At 68.7% G+C, this 15,906-nt stretch carries 13 protein-coding genes; 6 read left to right on the top strand and 7 right to left on the bottom strand.

The window, feature by feature from the left end; all coding sequences use genetic code 11:
• Positions 1–65: 65 nt before the first annotated feature.
• The 3 genes from PSR88_RS05415 to ilvA are packed head-to-tail and all read left to right on the top strand — an operon-like array spanning position 66 to position 3,723.
• Positions 66–500, top strand: coding sequence for a nitroreductase family deazaflavin-dependent oxidoreductase (locus PSR88_RS05415; protein WP_009473716.1), 435 nt, complete (start codon positions 66–68; stop codon positions 498–500).
• 51 nt (positions 501–551) lie between these two features.
• Positions 552–2,327: a pyruvate dehydrogenase gene (locus PSR88_RS05410; RefSeq protein WP_009473715.1), complete on the top strand. Its 1,776-nt coding sequence runs from the start codon at positions 552–554 to the stop codon at positions 2,325–2,327.
• 43 nt (positions 2,328–2,370) lie between these two features.
• The gene (gene ilvA / locus PSR88_RS05405) at positions 2,371–3,723 is read left to right on the top strand and encodes a threonine ammonia-lyase IlvA (RefSeq protein WP_009473714.1); all 1,353 of its coding nucleotides are present in this window, start codon (positions 2,371–2,373) and stop codon (positions 3,721–3,723) included.
• Positions 3,724–3,727: 4 nt separating this feature from the next.
• On the opposite strand, the gene PSR88_RS05400 is transcribed toward ilvA, so the two are convergent.
• Entirely contained in the window at positions 3,728–4,252 is a 525-nt protein-coding gene (locus PSR88_RS05400; protein WP_009473713.1) for a TetR/AcrR family transcriptional regulator, read from the bottom strand.
• 125 nt (positions 4,253–4,377) lie between these two features.
• On the opposite strand from PSR88_RS05400, the gene PSR88_RS05395 reads away from it, so the two are divergent.
• On the top strand, positions 4,378–5,943 hold the full coding sequence (locus tag PSR88_RS05395) for an MFS transporter (protein WP_011594210.1): 1,566 nt from the start codon (positions 4,378–4,380) through the stop codon (positions 5,941–5,943).
• Here PSR88_RS05395 and treZ read toward each other — a convergent pair.
• Together treZ and PSR88_RS05385 are read right to left on the bottom strand one after the other, a co-directional pair.
• Positions 5,910–7,643, bottom strand: a complete 1,734-nt coding sequence (gene treZ, locus PSR88_RS05390; RefSeq protein WP_016880060.1) for a malto-oligosyltrehalose trehalohydrolase — start codon at positions 7,641–7,643, stop codon at positions 5,910–5,912. The two genes, PSR88_RS05395 and treZ, sit on opposite strands and share 34 nt — an antisense overlap.
• 40 nt (positions 7,644–7,683) lie before the next feature.
• On the bottom strand, positions 7,684–7,833 hold the full coding sequence (locus PSR88_RS05385; RefSeq protein ID WP_005260252.1) for a hypothetical protein: 150 nt from the start codon (positions 7,831–7,833) through the stop codon (positions 7,684–7,686).
• A 109-nt stretch (positions 7,834–7,942) separates the two neighbouring features.
• On the opposite strand from PSR88_RS05385, the gene PSR88_RS05380 reads away from it, so the two are divergent.
• Positions 7,943–8,131 carry a DUF1918 domain-containing protein gene (locus PSR88_RS05380; RefSeq protein WP_005563004.1) on the top strand — a complete coding sequence of 63 codons (189 nt, stop codon included), beginning with the start codon at positions 7,943–7,945 and terminating at the stop codon, positions 8,129–8,131.
• Between the two features lie 91 nt (positions 8,132–8,222).
• Positions 8,223–8,849 carry a TetR/AcrR family transcriptional regulator gene (locus PSR88_RS05375; protein ID WP_011594207.1) on the top strand — a complete coding sequence of 209 codons (627 nt, stop codon included), beginning with the start codon at positions 8,223–8,225 and terminating at the stop codon, positions 8,847–8,849.
• Between the two features lie 17 nt (positions 8,850–8,866).
• On the opposite strand, the gene PSR88_RS05370 is transcribed toward PSR88_RS05375, so the two are convergent.
• Genes PSR88_RS05370 through PSR88_RS05355 form a run of 4 tightly spaced genes read right to left on the bottom strand, consistent with a single transcriptional unit; the run spans position 8,867 to position 15,841 of the window.
• Positions 8,867–9,808, bottom strand: a complete 942-nt coding sequence (locus PSR88_RS05370) for an NADP-dependent oxidoreductase (protein WP_016880061.1) — start codon at positions 9,806–9,808, stop codon at positions 8,867–8,869.
• A 53-nt stretch (positions 9,809–9,861) separates the two neighbouring features.
• Entirely contained in the window at positions 9,862–12,219 is a 2,358-nt protein-coding gene (treY, locus tag PSR88_RS05365; protein WP_016880062.1) for a malto-oligosyltrehalose synthase, read from the bottom strand.
• Positions 12,220–12,232: 13 nt separating this feature from the next.
• Positions 12,233–14,494: a glycogen debranching protein GlgX gene (gene glgX / locus PSR88_RS05360; protein ID WP_011594204.1), complete on the bottom strand. Its 2,262-nt coding sequence runs from the start codon at positions 14,492–14,494 to the stop codon at positions 12,233–12,235.
• 51 nt (positions 14,495–14,545) lie between these two features.
• Positions 14,546–15,841 carry an adenosylmethionine--8-amino-7-oxononanoate transaminase gene (locus tag PSR88_RS05355; RefSeq protein ID WP_009473705.1) on the bottom strand — a complete coding sequence of 432 codons (1,296 nt, stop codon included), beginning with the start codon at positions 15,839–15,841 and terminating at the stop codon, positions 14,546–14,548.
• Between the last annotated feature and the right edge of the window lie 65 nt (positions 15,842–15,906).

Genomic DNA, 15,906 nt, shown 5'->3' with positions numbered 1-15,906 from the left:
TCGCATGTGCACTCGTTCGGCGGAATCGGTGGCGCGTCCTCGCGGATCAGGTGTTGACTGGACGCATGCCACTCACAGGTGAATACGAGCCCAGTCCGTCCAAGTGGGCAGCAGATCAGGCCGAGTTGATGGAATCCACCGATGGAGCGAAGGGCACGACGCTGGGCGGCAGGCCCGTCGTCCTGCTGACCACGCGTGGTGCCAAATCCGGCAAAATCCGCAAGACGCCGTTGATGCGTGTCGAACACGACGGGACATATGCGATCGTCGCCTCGCTCGGCGGCGCCCCCAAGAATCCGGTCTGGTACTACAACGTGAAGGCCGAGCCGCACGTCGAACTCCGCGACGGCTCGGCGACACAGGACATGGTGGCCCGCGAGGTGACGGGCGACGAGAGGGCCACGTGGTGGGACCGCGCCGTCGCCGCGTTCCCCGACTACGCCGAGTACCAGAAGAAGACCGATCGGGAGATCCCGGTGTTCGTGCTCGAACCCGCCTGACACGCGCCCCGCTGTCCTTCGCCGTTCGACCGTCCCCCGACCGGAGGCCCGATGAGAGCGAAAACCGTTGCCGATCAGCTGGTACGTCAACTCCAGGACGCCGGCGTCCAGCGGATCTACGGAATCGTGGGAGACAGCCTCAATCCCGTCGTCGACGCGGTCCGGCGGTCGGGCGGCGCGGCGAAGGGCGGAATCGACTGGATCCACGTGCGTCACGAGGAGGCCGCCGCGTTCGCCGCGGCCGCGGAGGCGCAGGTCACCGGCAAGCTGGCGGTGTGCGCCGGCTCGTGCGGCCCCGGGAATCTGCACCTGATCAACGGTCTCTACGACGCGGACCGCTCGGGCGCGCCGGTGCTCGCGATCGCGGCGCAGATCCCGAGCGAGCAGATCGGACTCGGCTTCTTTCAGGAGACCCACCCGGACCGCCTGTTCGTCGAGTGCTCCCGGTACGCAGAGCTGATCGGAAGTCCCGCTCAGGCGCCACGCGTGACGGCGTCCGCGATCGCGCACGCGACCGCGCTGTCCGGTGTCGCGGTCATCACGCTGCCCGGCGACATCGCGGACCGGCCCGCCGAAGGGAAGGCGCCGTCGGTGCCGCGGACCGGCGCACCGGCGATCGTGCCCGACCAGGCCGACGTGCAGGCGCTCGCCGACGCCGTGAACGCGGCGGGCAAGGTCGCGATCTTCGCCGGCGAGGGTGTGCGGGAGGCGCGCGAGGAGTTGCTGAGCCTGGCCGACACGATCGGTGCGCCGATCGGCCACACGCTCCGCGGCAAGGAATGGATCCAATACGACAACCCCTTCGACGTCGGAATGACGGGGCTGCTGGGGTACGGGGCGGCGCACGACGGGATGCACGGCGCCGACCTGCTGCTGCTCGTCGGAACGGACTTCCCGTACAACCAGTTTCTGCCCGACGGAGTCCGCACCGCGCAGATCGACTGGGCTGCACAGCGGATCGGCCGGAGAACGAACGTCGACCTGGCCGTGCACGGCGACGTGGCGAGCACGTTGCGTGCCCTCGCCCCGTTGATCCGGCGGAAGGACGATCGCCGATTCCTGGGCGACATGCTCGACAAGCATCGGACGCTGATGAACAAGGTGGTCGGTGCGTACACGAAACCCGCCAAGCAGCGAATCCCGATCCACCCGGAATATGCGGCGTCGATCCTCGACGACCTCGCTGACGACGACGCGATCTTCACGACCGACACGGGAATGTCGAACGTCTGGACCGCGCGCTACCTGACGCCGAACGGGTCGCGGCGGTTCCTGTCCTCGGCTCTGCACGGATCGATGGCGAACGCCCTGCCTCACGCGATCGGCGCCCAGGTGTGCGCGCCGGGCAGGCAGGTGGTGTCCGTGTCGGGCGACGGCGGGCTGTCGATGCTGCTGGGGGAACTGGTGACGGTCGCGATGTACCGGCTCCCGGTGAAGATCGTGGTGTTCGACAATTCCACTCTGGGGATGGTCAAGCTGGAGATGCTGGTGGACGGGCTGCCGGATTTCGGGGTGGACGTGCCACCCGTCGACTATGCCGCGGTGGCGTCGGCCCTGGGCATCTTCGCCCGCCGGATCGAGGATCCGGCCGACATCGAATCGGGCCTGCGGCAGGCGTTCGATCACGACGGACCGGCGCTCGTCGATCTGGTCACCGACCCGCTGGCGTTGTCGCTGCCACCGACCATTACGGGCGGGCAGGTCACCGGCTTCGCGTTGGCGTTGTCGAAGATGGTGATGAACGGGGGTGTCGGCGAGGCCGTGAAGATGGCGAAGTCGAACGTCCGCAATGTGCCGCGACCGTCCCAGTTCGATCCGCGCGGCTGAACCCGACTGGTATCCCATGGCTGGAGAGTGGGAACATATCCGGGTGTCCACATCGCCCGATACCGCAGCCCAGAACATCACCTCGCCTCTGACAGTGGGCGATATCGACGCGGCCATCGAGCGAATTTCCCACGTGATCGACGCGACCCCCTTGCAGCGGAGCGAGCGCCTGTCGTCGCTCACCGGCGCGAACGTCTACCTCAAGCGCGAAGACCTCCAGGTCGTCCGCTCCTACAAGCTGCGCGGCGCCTACAACCTCATGGCCCAGCTCGATGCCGGTGAGCGTGCGGCCGGCGTGGTGACGGCCAGTGCGGGCAATCATGCGCAGGGCGTCGCGTTCGCCTGCCGGACAATGGAAATCACCGGCCGCATCTACGTTCCGTCGAACACCCCCAAGCAGAAGCGGGATCGCATCCGCGCGCACGGCGGCGAGTTCGTCGAGCTGATCCTGACGGGGGAGACGTACGACGCCGCTGCCGCTGCGGCTTCCGCCGACGTGCGGCGGACGGGCGCGACGATGGTTGCGCCGTTCGACGACGCCCGTACCGCGGCCGGGCAGGGCACCATCGCCGCCGAGATCCTCGCGCAGCTCGGTGCGGCTCCCGATACCGTGCTCGTCCCGGTCGGTGGCGGCGGATGCATTGCCGGCATCGCCACGTATCTGCGTGCGCACGCACCCCGCACGGCCATCGTCGGGGTGGAGCCGACGGGGGCGGCGTCGATGACGGCGGCCCTGGTCGCCGGGGGTCCCGTGACGTTGACGGAGATCGACCCGTTCGTCGACGGTGCCTCGGTGAAGCGGGTCGGCGACCTTCCGTACGCCGTGGTGTCCGCCTTGGGCGCCGAGGTGGTGACGCACACGTCACTGGGCCAGTCCGACCGGTCCACCACGATCCGGCTCGATCCCGAGAGCTTCGTGATGGCCAACCTCGACGAGGGCGCACTGTGCACCACGATGCTCGAGCTGTACCAGAACGAGGGCATCATCGCCGAGCCCGCGGGCGCCCTGTCGGTGGCGGCACTCGGGAACATCACGTTCGAGCCGGGGTCCACGGTGGTGTGCCTGATCTCCGGAGGCAACAACGACGTCTCGCGGTACGGCGAGATCCTGGAACGTTCGCTGGTGAATCTCGGCCTGAAGCACTACTTCCTCGTCGACTTCCCGCAGGAGCCGGGCGCACTGCGCCGCTTCCTGGACGAGGTGCTCGGCCCCGAGGACGACATCACCCTGTTCGAGTACGTGAAGCGCAACAACCGGGAGACCGGCGCCGCCCTGGTGGGTATCGAACTCGGCAAGGCCGAGGGGCTCGGCGAGCTGCTCGAGCGGATGGAGCAGTCCCGGATGCAGGTCGAACGCCTGGAGCCGGGGAGCCCCGCGTACCGCTACCTCACCTGAGTCGCTACTTCTGCAGCAGCCGCGCGACAACCTTCGTGTACAGCTCGGGCTCCGGCATGGGGAGCCCGAGCAGAGCGGCCAGGTAGATACCGTCCCCGACGAGGCGCACGATCTCGGCCTGCACGGGGTCGTCGATCTCGCTCTGGAGACCTTCGTCCCAGCCGCGCATCACTTCGGTAACGGCCTTCTGGATCTCGTCGTGCTGACCGTCGACGCTCCGTAGCGCGGCGATGGTCGAACGGTAGAGGGCGAGTTCCTCGGTGGTGCTCGCGTCGGGAACCTGCAGATACCACTCGGACAGCGAGGTGCCGCCGGACACGGCGTCGGCGAGCTGGGCGTCCGCCCGCTCGCCCAGCCGGCGCACCATGGCGGCGAGAAGCGCTTCCTTGCTGGGGAAGTGGTAGAGCAGTCCGCCTTTGGACACCCCGGCCTCCGCGGCGACGGATTCGAGGGTCACCTGGGCTATCCCCACGTCGAGCAGCAGCTTCTCGAGGGCGTCGAGTATTCGATCGCGCGTACCGGCAGCCATGGAGAGGGACTGTACCCGGGAAATAACTTTACCGTCCGGACGGTTCACGATAAGGTAACGGAACTGTACCGGCTGGACGGTTCTCACCGTGCCAGCTCTCGAATCGGAAAGTCGCAGGAAGATAAATGTCTGTCTCCACGGATCGCGGGATCAACGACGCCTACGGCGCGCCAGGTCAGTCCTCCGCATCACGCCGAGACTGGCTCGGATTGGTCGTCCTGGCCTTCGCCGTCCTCCTGATCGCCGTCGACGGCACCGTGCTCGACCTCGCACTGCCGTTCATCAGCGCCGACCTCGAACCCAGCAGCACGCAGCTGCTGTGGATCATCGACGTCTACTCGTTCGTCCTCGCCGGCCTGCTCATCACGATGGGCACGCTCGGCGACCGGATCGGGCGGCGTCGCCTGTTGCTCCTCGGCGCCGCCGGATTCGGCATCGCCTCGCTGATCGCAGCGTGGTCGCCGACACCCGAGATGCTGATCGCGGCCCGCGTCCTGCAGGGAATCTCGGGTGCGACGCTGATGCCCGCGACACTCGGCCTGATCCGCACGATCTTCGTCGACCCGCGCCAGCGGACCCTCGCCATCGGCGTGTGGGGCGCGATGGCCGGTGGCGGTACCGCGGCCGGCCCGCTGATCGGCGGCTGGCTGCTCGAGCACTTCTGGTGGGGCTCGGTGTTCCTGATCAACATCCCCGTGATGCTGATTCTGATCGCCGTGGGACCGCTCGTGATTCCCGAGTCCAAGGACCCTGCCCCGGGGCGCTTCGACCTGCTCAGCGCCGCGCTGTCGATGACGACGATGCTGCCGCTGGTGTACGCGGTCAAGGAGACCGTGGTGCACGGTGTCGACCCGGTGCTGCTCGCCGTCGGACTCGTCGGCGTCGTGTCCGGTGTGGTGTTCGTGCGCAGGCAGAAGGCGATGAAAGACCCGATGATCGACCTCGGCCTGTTCGCCAAGCCGGCGTTCTCGACCGCCGTCCTCACCAACCTGCTGTCGATCTTCGCGCTGGCCGGTGTGCTGTTCTTCGGCTCGCAGTACCTGCAGTTGGTGCTGGGTAACAGCGCTTTCGAATCGGGTGTGCTGATGCTGCCCGGCATGCTGATGAGCGCGGTCACCGCACTCGCGGCGGCCTGGATGGTGCGCCGGTGGGCCACCTCGCACGTGCTCGGCGGCGGTCTCGCGATCGCGGCTGTGGGCTCGGCACTGATGCTCACGCTCGGCGTGGACGGTGCCCCGACGATGTTCGTGATCGGCTTCGGCCTCGCAGGCGCCGGTGTCGGTATCGCACTGACCCTGACCTCCGACCTCGTGGTCAGCGCCGTCGAGCCCGAACGGGCCGGCGCCGCCTCCGCGGTCTCCGAGACCGCATACGAGCTCGGTATCGCGCTCGGCGTCGCCGTGCTCGGCAGCGTCGTCATGGCGATCTTCCGGAACGGCCTCGACACCTCGATGCTGCCGCCGGAACAGGTCGAGCCCGCCCAGGGCACGCTCGGTGCCGCCGTCGCGGAGGCCCAGCACCTCCCGGAGACGGCCCGGACGGTGTTCCTGGAGTCCGCGCAGTCGGCGTTCGTCGACGGCATGCACGTCGCCGCCGGCGCGACGGCCGTGATCCTGTTTGCGACCGCAATCCTCGTCCTGCGGATGCTGCGCGACCGTCAGGGCGAGCTGTCGAGCACCACGAACGAGTGACCCGGTAGCACCGTCGCCGACGCGGTTTCGTCCTGCATCGGCGGCTCCCACCACAACACGGGGGAGCCGCCGACCGGGACGCTCACCGGTTCGGCACTCAGGTTGCACGCGATACGAAGTGCACCGCGGTGCACCACGATCCACTGCTCCGCCTCGTCGTAGTCGACGGACAGGTTCTCGAGCCACGGATCGGTCAACTCGGCGCGCTCCCGGCGTAGGCGCAGCAACGAGCGATAGCAGTCGAGCAGCCGCGCATGCGGTTCGCGGACCAGTTCGTCCCAGTCGAGCTTGGACCGCTCGAAGGTTTCCGGGTCCTGTGGGTCCGGAACGTCGTCCGTGCTCCAGCCGTGCTCCGCGAACTCGGCCTTGCGCCCCTCGGCCGTTGCCCGCGCGAGTTCCGGTTCGGGGTGGGAGGTGAAGAACTGGAACGGGGTGCTCGCACCCCACTCCTCACCCATGAACAGCATCGGCGTGAACGGCGAGCACAGCACGAGCGCAGCCTTCACGGCGAGCTGCCCGGAATCGAGATACGTGCCGGGGCGGTCGCCGATCGCCCGGTTACCGATCTGATCGTGCGTGCACGTGTACGTGACCAGCGAACTGGCCGGGGTCCGGCGGGTATCCAGCGGCCTGCCGTGGGTGCGACCGCGGAACGTCGAGAAGGTGCCCGCGTGGAACCACCCCTGGCGCAGGGTGTCGGCGAGGCAGGCCATCGAACCGAAATCTCCGTAATAGCCCTGCCTCTCGCCCGACACCGCGGCGTGGATGGCGTGATGCACGTCGTCGTCCCACTGCGCGTCGAGGCCGCAGCCGCCTGCCGACCGCGACGTGATCAGGCGCGGATCGTTGAGGTCGCTCTCGGCGATGAGCGTCAGCGGCCGTCTCAGGTGCGCGGACAGCCGGCGGGTCTCGATGGCCAGGTCCTCGAGAAGATGGGTGGCGGTGTGGTCGACGAGCGCGTGGACCGCGTCGAGGCGGAGCGCGTCGATGTGGAACTCACGGAACCACCGCAGCGCGTTGTCGATGATGTAGCGGCGGACCTCACCGCTGTCCGGTCCGTCCAGGTTGATGCTCCGGCCCCACGTGTTGGCGCCCTGCGCGAGGTACGGGCCGTACCGGTCGAGGTAGTTGCCGGACGGTCCGAGGTGGTTGTACACGGCGTCGAGGACCACGCCGAGACCGCGGGCGTGGCACGCGTCGACGAGGGTCTGCAGCCCGTCCGGCCCGCCGTAACCCTCATGCACCGTGTACCAGAGAACGCCGTCGTATCCCCAGTTGTGGGTCCCGTTGAAACCGTTGACGGGCATCAGTTCCACGAAGTCGACGCCGAGTTCGACGAGGTGGTCGAGCCGGTCGACGGCGGCCGCGAACGTGCCCTCCGGAGTGAACGTGCCGACGTGCAGTTCGTAGACGACGGAGCCGGCGAGCTGCCGCCCGGTCCACCGCGAGTCGGTCCAGAGGCTCTCGTCGAGAGTGTGGAGTTGGGACGCGCTGTGCACTCCGTCGGGCTGTCGCGGCGACCGGGGATCGGGAAGTGGGGTGTCGCTGTCGTCGAGGACGAACGCGTACCGCGAATCCGGCGACGCGTCGACGTCGGCTCGCCACCATCCGTCCGGTGACGGGGTCATGTCGTGGCGTCGGCCGTCGACCTCCACAGAAACGGAATCCGGAATCGGGGCCCATACCTCGAATGTGTGCACCCGATCAGCATGCCTCGATGCGGCGGGCCGCGCAGGACAGTCAGCTCTCGGGCGTGCCGGAGTCCTCGACCTCCTCGATGATCTCCGCGCCGAGAACGGACAAGCGGTGTTCCTCGGCGTCCTGCACGGTGCCGAAGTCCTGCTCCTCGAGCACGTTACGGTCCTTGTCGAGGTATCGATACGTCGCCATGTCCCTACGATGGCACACGGCGGCAGAGATGGCGGCGAGTCGGCCCTTTCGCCCCGGTTCCGGAAGTAGCAAGCTGAGAGTACGGACTCGAACGTCGCGAGGAGCAGTCATGCACGTAGCAGTGGGAGACCGGTTGCACGTTCAGGGGAGGGTGGTCGGAGTGCACGAGACGACCGCCGAGGTCGTGGAGGTACACGGAGAGAACGGCGCACCGCCCTATCTCGTCCGGTACGACGACGGCCACGAGGCGCTCGTGTTTCCCGGATCCGACGCCTGGGTGGAACACCCGAAGTCGTAGGTATCGGGCGCTTCGCCTGGTCGATGCGTGGCAAATCGCTGTGCCACATTGGTTGCACGATTGATGTATCGAATGCATCTATCGTGAGACCGTGCCCGAATCCGCCAAGAGGTCCTACAGCTCGCCGCTGCGTGCGGAATCGGCGCGCCGGACCCGTCTCCTCGTCCGGGACGCCGCGGCCCGGCTGTTCGTCGACCGTGGATACGTCAGCACGACGGTGCGGAACGTGGCCGAGGCCGCCGGGGTGTCGACCCGCACGGTGTTCACCGCGTTCCCCGGCGGCAAGGCGGAACTGTTCCACGAGGCCCTGCACACGGCCATCGAGGGTGATACCGCCGCGACCCACACGCCCGCACCTCGGGACGGCGACCCCGTCGAACGGATCCTCGACCAGATGGTCGGATTCAGCACCGACGTCCTGGAGCGCGCCGGAACCCTGATGACGACGTCGATCGAATCCTCGGGAGCGGACGACGACATGCGGCGGTTCGCCGACGAGGGAGCGCGGGCCTCGGCCGAGAATGCGATGACGCTCGCCGAGGGACTCGCCGCGCACGAACTGCTGCGTCCCGAAATCTCCGTCCAGCGGGCCGCCGACGTGCTGTTCACGGTCGTGTCGCCGCAGGTGTACTCGATGCTGCGACGGCAGTGCGGGTGGGATGTCGTCGAGTACCGGAACTGGGTGAAAGCGACTATCCGGGCGAGTCTGCTCCACTGATCCGAGGTGCGTCGCGCCTACGGCAGCAGGATGAACTTGCCCGCCGCGTGCGGCTTCCGAAGATCGGCATGAGCGCGTGCCGCCTCCGTCAGCGCGTACGTGCGCGCCACGCGCACCCGCACGTCGCCGTTGCCCGCGAGGTCGACGAGGAAGACGCGGGCGCGTTTACGCGGCTCCATCCCTTCCGGCCCCAGCGCGCCCACGATCCGGAAACCGGCTTCGACCGGCCGGGGTCCGGGAACGGTCGTCACCAACCGCGACCGGTCCCGCACCAGGTCCACGGAGACGTCGATCGCCTCGTCACTGCCCGCGGTATCGATCACGGCGTCCACCCCGTCCGGTGCCAGGACGCGGACCCGATCGTCCAGGCCGGCGCCGTAGGACACGGGGGTGGCTCCGAGCGAGCGGACGTAGTCGTGGTGCTCGGGGCGCGCGGTACCGATGATCGTGGCACCGCGGGCCCGCCCCAACTGCACGACGAACGACCCCACGCCGCCGGACGCTCCGTGCACGAGCAGGAGGTCGCCGGCGCCGACGTTCGCCGTGTCGAGGGTGTCGACCGCGGTGGCACCCACGGCGAGAAGTCCGGCCGCCTCGTTCCACGGCAACGACGCCGGTTTCGGGATCACCGAATCACCGGACACGACAAGTCGGTCCGCGTACGACTCGGACACCGGGTACACGATCACCTCGTCGCCCACCGAGATCGGGCCCACCGGTCCCGCCGCGGTGTCACCCACCTCGCCGACGATGCCCGCGGCCTCGCTGCCCAGGCCCATGGGCAAGACGTCCGGGTCGGCACCGAACGCGCCGCTGTAGAGCTTGTAGTCGATCGGATTGACCCCGATGGCGCGAACGTCGATCACCACCTCGCCGGGGGCGGGACTGACCGGATCCGCGTCGACGACGGCGAGGACCTCCGGCCCTCCGTATGCCCGGGCAACCACACGTCGCGACATACAAGAGCCAGTACCCCCGTGAGTACTTGTCAACCGCGGCGGTTGACAAGTACTCACAGGGCCAGAAGCGCCACGGGATAGCGGGCGAACAGGGTTGCGGTGTCGACGCCGCCGCCGGTGTACGTCTGGGAGGTGAGCAGGTCGGTCCAGGTGCCGTCGGGGAGGGGCACGGTGGTGTCGCCCCAGCCACGTTGCTCCAGACCGACGGTGTGGCGGGTGGCCAGTGCCACGACGTCCGGCGCCGACCCTTGCCGTCCGCGGGCGAAGCCGATCAGATGTTCCGCCGCGGTCCCCGACGCGAACACCGGCGTGTAGGTCCCGCCGACGAAGCTGTCCGGACGTTCCCGGCGCAGGCGCAGAGCCGTGCGGACGATGTGCATCTTCGCCGCGCCCGTCGCATCGACCGGAGGGGTGCCGAGCCCCGCGAGCAGGCTCCGTCGTATGTCGTAGTCCACGGGACGGCGATTGTCCGGGTCGACGAGCGAGTCTTCCCACAGCTCGGTTCCCTGGTACACGTCCGGGATCCCGGGTCCGCACAGCTGCAGCAGCTTCTGACCGAGCGAGTCCGACCAGGCGTGCGGGGCCAGCTGGGTGCACAGGGAGCCGAGCGCCTTGCCGACGGTGCCGTCGATCACCGTGTCCAGCCAACTGTGGAGGTCGCGCTCGAAGTCCTCGTTCACGTCGTGCCACGACGTCCGGGTCCCGGCCTCGCGGACCGCCTTCTCCGCGTACGCGTGGACGCGGTCGCGGAAGTCGGGCACGTCGGCCGCGGCCCGGCCGTCGACCGGCCACACCCCGAACAGGTTCTGCCACAGGAACAGTCCGGTCACGGGATCGGGGCTGGGTGCGATGCGTTCCCACTGATCGACGCATTCGGCCCACAGGTCCGGCACCTGCGACAGGATGCCGATCCGGGCCCGGACGTCCTCCCCGCGCTTGGTGTCGTGCGTCGACAGCGTCGTCATCGCCTGCGGCCACCGGGCGGCTCGCTCGGCTGCGGCCAGGTGGAATTCGGCGGGGGAGACGCCGACGTTCGCCGGATTGCCGCCGACCTCCTGCAACGACACCAGCCGGGCGGTGCGGTAGAACAGGCAGTCCTCCACGGACTTCGCCATCACTGCGCCGCACACCTGCTGGAAGCGGGTGGCCGCCTCACCGCCGGCGATCAGGGCGGCGCCGAGGGCGGACAGCGCGTCGGACCAGTGCGGTTCACGCCGGAGGACGTCGCCGATCACCCGTTTCGCCAGCCCGGCCAGCGGACTGTAGTCGGACCGGTACACGGGCATGGCGGCGACGACGTCCACGACGGCGTCACGCAGGTCCGCATCGCTGCAGTCGGTGCCGGTCTCCGCGCGGATCGCCCGGACGAGGCGCCGGACCTCCGGGGCGAGAATGGTTCCGGCGACGTCGCGTTTGATCGCGGTTTCGTGTTCGTGAATCCACGGCGCGTCACCCCGGTCACCCGTGCGGGACGACGACAGGACGGTGAGCGCGGGAGCTCCCGACGCGTCGACGAAGACGCCGCCGACTTCGGCCAGCGCGTCGTAGCCGGTGGTGCCCGCGATCGGCAGGTGGTCGTCCAATGGTTCGGTGTGGCCGAGGATCTTCTCGATCACCAGCCACCGGTCCGCGCCGATCACGCCGCGCAGCCGGTCGAGATACTCGGCCGGATCGGACAACCCGTCGGGATGGTCGATGCGCACGCCGTCGATCAACTCGTCCGTCACCCAGCTCCGCAGTTCGCGGTGCGAGGCCTCGAACACGCGCGGGTCTTCCTGACGGATACCGGCCAGTTCGCTGACCGCGAAGAATCGCCGGTACCCGATGAGCCCGGAGTCCCACGGGACCAGGCGGTAGGACTGCGCGTCGTGGACCGCCGTCGGCTCGGCGGTGTCGGTGCCGGGGGTGATCGGGAACCGGTGCTCGTAGAACGCGAGCAGAGGCTCGGGTCCCGAGCGGTCGACGGTCAGCGACTCGAGATCGGCGTCCGATCCGAGGACGGGCAGCGCGAGCCGGCCGCCTGCGCCGTTGTCGTCGCTCCAGTCGATGTCGAAGAACTCGGCGTACTCGGAGCGGCGACCGTGCGTGAGAACATCCCACCACCACGGGTTCTCACGCGGATTCGCGACACCCACATGATTGGGGACGAGGTCGACGACGAGACCCAGGCCGCGGCCCCGCACCTCCCGGGACAGCGCGGCCAGCGCCTCCCGCCCGCCGAGCGCGGGGGACACGCGGGTCACGTCGGTGACGTCGTAACCGTGGGTCGATCCGGTGGTGGCCGTCAGGATCGGCGACAGATAGGCGTGGGAGATCCCGAGGTCGTCCAGGTAGTCGGCGACGGCGGCGGCGTCCGCCAGGGTGAAGCAGTCACCGCGCAGTTGCAGCCGGTAGGTGGCCGTGATCGACATCGTCGTCCCCGGCTCAGGCTGTCCGGCGCAGCACGACCAGCGACCGGGCCTCGACCTGCAGCGGATCCCCGGCCTTGATCACCGCTTCCTTCGCCCCCGTCGGGACTGCGGTGTCGAGCACGACCGCCCATTCGTCGGCATAATCGGAATTCGGCGTGGAGAACTCGATCTCCTCGTCGTGCGCGTTGAAACACAGCAGGAACGAGTCGCCGACCACCCGCTCGCCGCGGTGGTTGGGTTCGGGGATGCCCTCGCCGTTGAGGAAGACCGCGAGGGACTTCCCGAAACCGCTGTCCCAGTCCTCGGGGGTCATCTCCTCACCGGCCGGGGTGAGCCACGCGATGTCGCGGGTCTGGTCACCGCTGCGGATGGGGGTGCCCTCGAAGAACCGGCGGCGACGGAACACCGGATTCTTCATCCGCAAGGCGATCACCCGTTTGGTGAACTCGACCAGGTCGGCGTTGGCGTCCGCCAGCGACCAGTCCATCCACGACAGTTCCGAGTCCTGGCAGTACACGTTGTTGTTGCCCTGCTGGGTGCGGCCCATCTCGTCGCCGTGCGCCAGCATCGGCGTCCCCTGGCTGAGCAGCAGGGTGGCCAGGATGTTGCGGCTCTGCCGCCCGCGCAGATCGAGGATCTCCGGATCGTCCGTCGGCCCCTCGACACCGCAGTTCCAGGACCGGTTGTGGCTCTCGCCGTCGTTGTTGCCCTCGCCGTTGGCCTCGTTGTGCTTCTCGTTGTACGACACCAGGTCGTGCAGGGTGAACCCGTCGTGGGCGATGACGAAGTTGATGCTCGCGCCGGGGCGGCGCCCGGTGGCCTCGTAGAGGTCGGAGGACCCGGTCAGCCGGGACGCGAACTCGCCGAGCGTCGCGGGTTCGCCGCGCCAGTAGTCGCGGACCGTGTCCCGGTACTTGCCGTTCCACTCCGTCCACAGGCCCGGAAAGTTGCCCACCTGGTACCCGCCTTCGCCGATGTCCCACGGTTCGGCGATGAGCTTGACCTGGCTGACGATCGGATCCTGCTGGACGAGGTCGAAGAACGCGGAGAGCCGGTCGACGTCGTGCAGTTCACGGGCGAGCGTGGACGCGAGGTCGAACCGGAATCCGTCGACGTGCATCTCGGTGACCCAGTACCGCAGCGAGTCCATGATGAGTTGCAGCGTGTGCGGGTGCCGGGCGTTGAGGCTGTTCCCGGTGCCGGTGTAGTCCATGTAGTGCTCGGCGTCGCCGTCGACGAGCCGGTAGTAGGCGGCGTTGTCGATGCCGCGGAACGAGATGGTCGGACCGAGGTGGTTGCCCTCGGCGGTGTGGTTGTAGACGACGTCGAGGATGACCTCGATGCCCGCTTCGTGGAACGAGCGGACCATCGCCTTGAACTCCGACACCGCGGCGCCCGGCTTCTCCGCCGACGAATACCCGGTGTGCGGGGCGAGGAAGCCGAACGTGTTGTAACCCCAGTAGTTCCGCAGCCCCTTGTCCAGCAGCGTCTGATCGTGCATGAACTGATGCACCGGCATCAGTTCGATCGCGGTGACCCCGAGGTCGACGAGGTGGTCGATGATCACCGGATGCGCGAGGCCCGCATACGTGCCGCGGAGCTCTTCCGGCACACCGGGATGCGTCGCCGTCATGCCCTTGACGTGGGCCTCGTAGATCACGGTGTCGTGGTACGGGTGCTTCGGTGCGCGGTCGGCAGCCCAGTCGAAGAACGGGTTGATCACCACCGTCGTCATCGTGTGGCCGAGCGAGTCGTGTCCGGGCAGTCCGGGCGCCGAGGTCTCCTCGGGTTCCGCCGCGAGCTCGGCCCCCGCCTCGTCCTCTGCCTCGATGTCGTCGTCCGTGTCGACGAGTAGGGCGGCGTCCTCCGATTCGTCGGGGGCGGCCTCGGCGGGCGCGTCGATGTCGTAGGAGAACAGGGACCGGTCTCCGTCGAACTCGCCGTCGAACGCCTTGCCGTAGGGGTCGAGGAGGAGCTTGCTGGGGTCGCAGCGGTGCCCGGCAGAGGGATCCCAGGGGCCGTGGATCCGGTACCCGTACCGCTGACCGGGAACGACGGTCGGCAGGTACGCGTGCCACACGTAACCGTCGACCTCGTCGAGGCGAATCCGCGTCTCCGTGCCGTCCTTCGCGATCAGGCACAGATCGACCGCCTCGGCGACCTCGGAGAACAACGAGAAGTTCGTCCCGGCTCCGTCGTAGGTGGCGCCCAGTGGGTAGGCGCTGCCGGGCCACACGGGAATGGGCGTGGTGCCGGTCGACTCGCTTGCTTCCATATCGAGAACACTAGCCCGCGTCGGCGTTGCTCTCAGCTCGACGTGATCGGGCTATCGGCCCGGGGTGGAGCTCCGTGCGGCAGCAAGCATTCCGGCTGTGATCTTCCGCACGTCGCCGGTGGTGCACACGTACGGCGGCATCGCGTAGATCAGGTTCCGGAACGGCCGCAACCAGACCCCGGCGGCCACCGCGGCGTCGGTGGCGGCCCGCATGTCGACGGGTTCGGCGAGTTCGATCACACCGATCGCGCCGAGCACCCGGACGTCCCGGACGCCGGGGAGTTCCCGGGCCGGTGCGAGCCCCGATTCGAGCTCGCGGCGCACACCCTCGACCTCGGCTCGCCAGTCGCGCGACAGCAGGAGTTCGATCGACGCCACAGCGACGGCGCAGGCGAGCGGGTTGGCCATGAACGTGGGACCGTGCATCAGCCCGCCGGCGTCCCCGGCGCTGATGGTCTCGGCGACGTCGGTGGAACAGAGCGTCGCGGCGAGGGTCATATACCCGCCGGTGAGGGCCTTGCCGACGCACATGATGTCGGGGCGGGCGCCGGCGTGGTCCGCGGCGAACAGCTCGCCGGTGCGGCCGAAACCGGTCGCGATCTCGTCGAACACCAGCAGGAGCCCGTGCTCGTCGCAGATCCGCCGCAGCTCCGACAGGTACCGGGGGTCGTGGAAGCGCATGCCACCGGCTCCCTGCACCACCGGTTCGACGATGACGGCCGCCAGTTCGTCGGTGTGCGAGGCCACCAGGTGCTCGAACTCCGCGACGTACCGCGGGTCGAATTCGCGGGGCGGGGGTCCGGCGAAGACCTGCCGTGCCAGGACGTCCGTCCACAGGGAGTGCATGCCGCCGTCCGGGTCGCAGACGCTCATCGGGGCGAACGTGTCGCCGTGATACCCGCCGCGCCAGGTGAGCAGCCGGTGCCGCTCCGGCCTGCCGCGACTGCGCCAGTACTGCAGGCACATCTTGACGGCGACCTCGACGGACACCGAACCGGAATCGGCGAGGAACACCTTGTCGAGTCCGTCCGGGGTGATCTCGACGAGCAGCTGGGCGAGCCGCGCGGCCGGTTCGTGGGTGAGCCCGCCGAACATCACGTGACTCATCCGCCCGAGCTGCGCCGTCGCCGCCGCGTCCAGGACGGGATGCCGGTAGCCGTGGACCGCGGCCCACCACGAACTCATGCCGTCGACGAGTTCGCGTCCGTCGGCGAGAGTGAGGCGCGTCCCGCTCGCCTCGGCCACCACGAGCGGGGTGGTCGAGGCGGGGAAGGCGCCGTACGGATGCCAGAGCAGCGAGGCATCGAGGGACGTGATGTCGTCGACGGACAGGCTCGGGGAGGTCACGGTCTCGACCCTAGCCACTCGAAGAAAACCGGGCCCACCCGGGTTGAACACCGTTCAAGTCGCGT

The sequence above is a fragment of the Rhodococcus sp. DK176 genome (assembly GCF_038447315.2).
Classification (GTDB): domain Bacteria; phylum Actinomycetota; class Actinomycetes; order Mycobacteriales; family Mycobacteriaceae; genus Rhodococcus_F; species Rhodococcus_F jostii_A.
Note: the sequence above shows the minus strand (reverse complement) of the source record. Positions and strands in the feature narration are given on the sequence as shown.

What these genes read in the sequence shown, in the direction of transcription:
- PSR88_RS05385 (WP_005260252.1), bottom strand. Translation starts at nt 7,833, where the DNA reads ATGGCGACGTATCGATACCTCGACAAGGACCGTAACGTGCTCGAGGAG.
- PSR88_RS05400 (WP_009473713.1), bottom strand. Translation starts at nt 4,252, where the DNA reads ATGGCTGCCGGTACGCGCGATCGAATACTCGACGCCCTCGAGAAGCTG.
- PSR88_RS05395 (WP_011594210.1), top strand. Translation starts at nt 4,378, where the DNA reads ATGTCTGTCTCCACGGATCGCGGGATCAACGACGCCTACGGCGCGCCA.
- glgX (WP_011594204.1), bottom strand. Translation starts at nt 14,494, where the DNA reads ATGGAAGCAAGCGAGTCGACCGGCACCACGCCCATTCCCGTGTGGCCC.
- treY (WP_016880062.1), bottom strand. Translation starts at nt 12,219, where the DNA reads ATGTCGATCACGGCCACCTACCGGCTGCAACTGCGCGGTGACTGCTTC.
- PSR88_RS05380 (WP_005563004.1), top strand. Translation starts at nt 7,943, where the DNA reads ATGCACGTAGCAGTGGGAGACCGGTTGCACGTTCAGGGGAGGGTGGTC.
- PSR88_RS05410 (WP_009473715.1), top strand. Translation starts at nt 552, where the DNA reads ATGAGAGCGAAAACCGTTGCCGATCAGCTGGTACGTCAACTCCAGGAC.
- PSR88_RS05415 (WP_009473716.1), top strand. Translation starts at nt 66, where the DNA reads ATGCCACTCACAGGTGAATACGAGCCCAGTCCGTCCAAGTGGGCAGCA.
- PSR88_RS05370 (WP_016880061.1), bottom strand. Translation starts at nt 9,808, where the DNA reads ATGTCGCGACGTGTGGTTGCCCGGGCATACGGAGGGCCGGAGGTCCTC.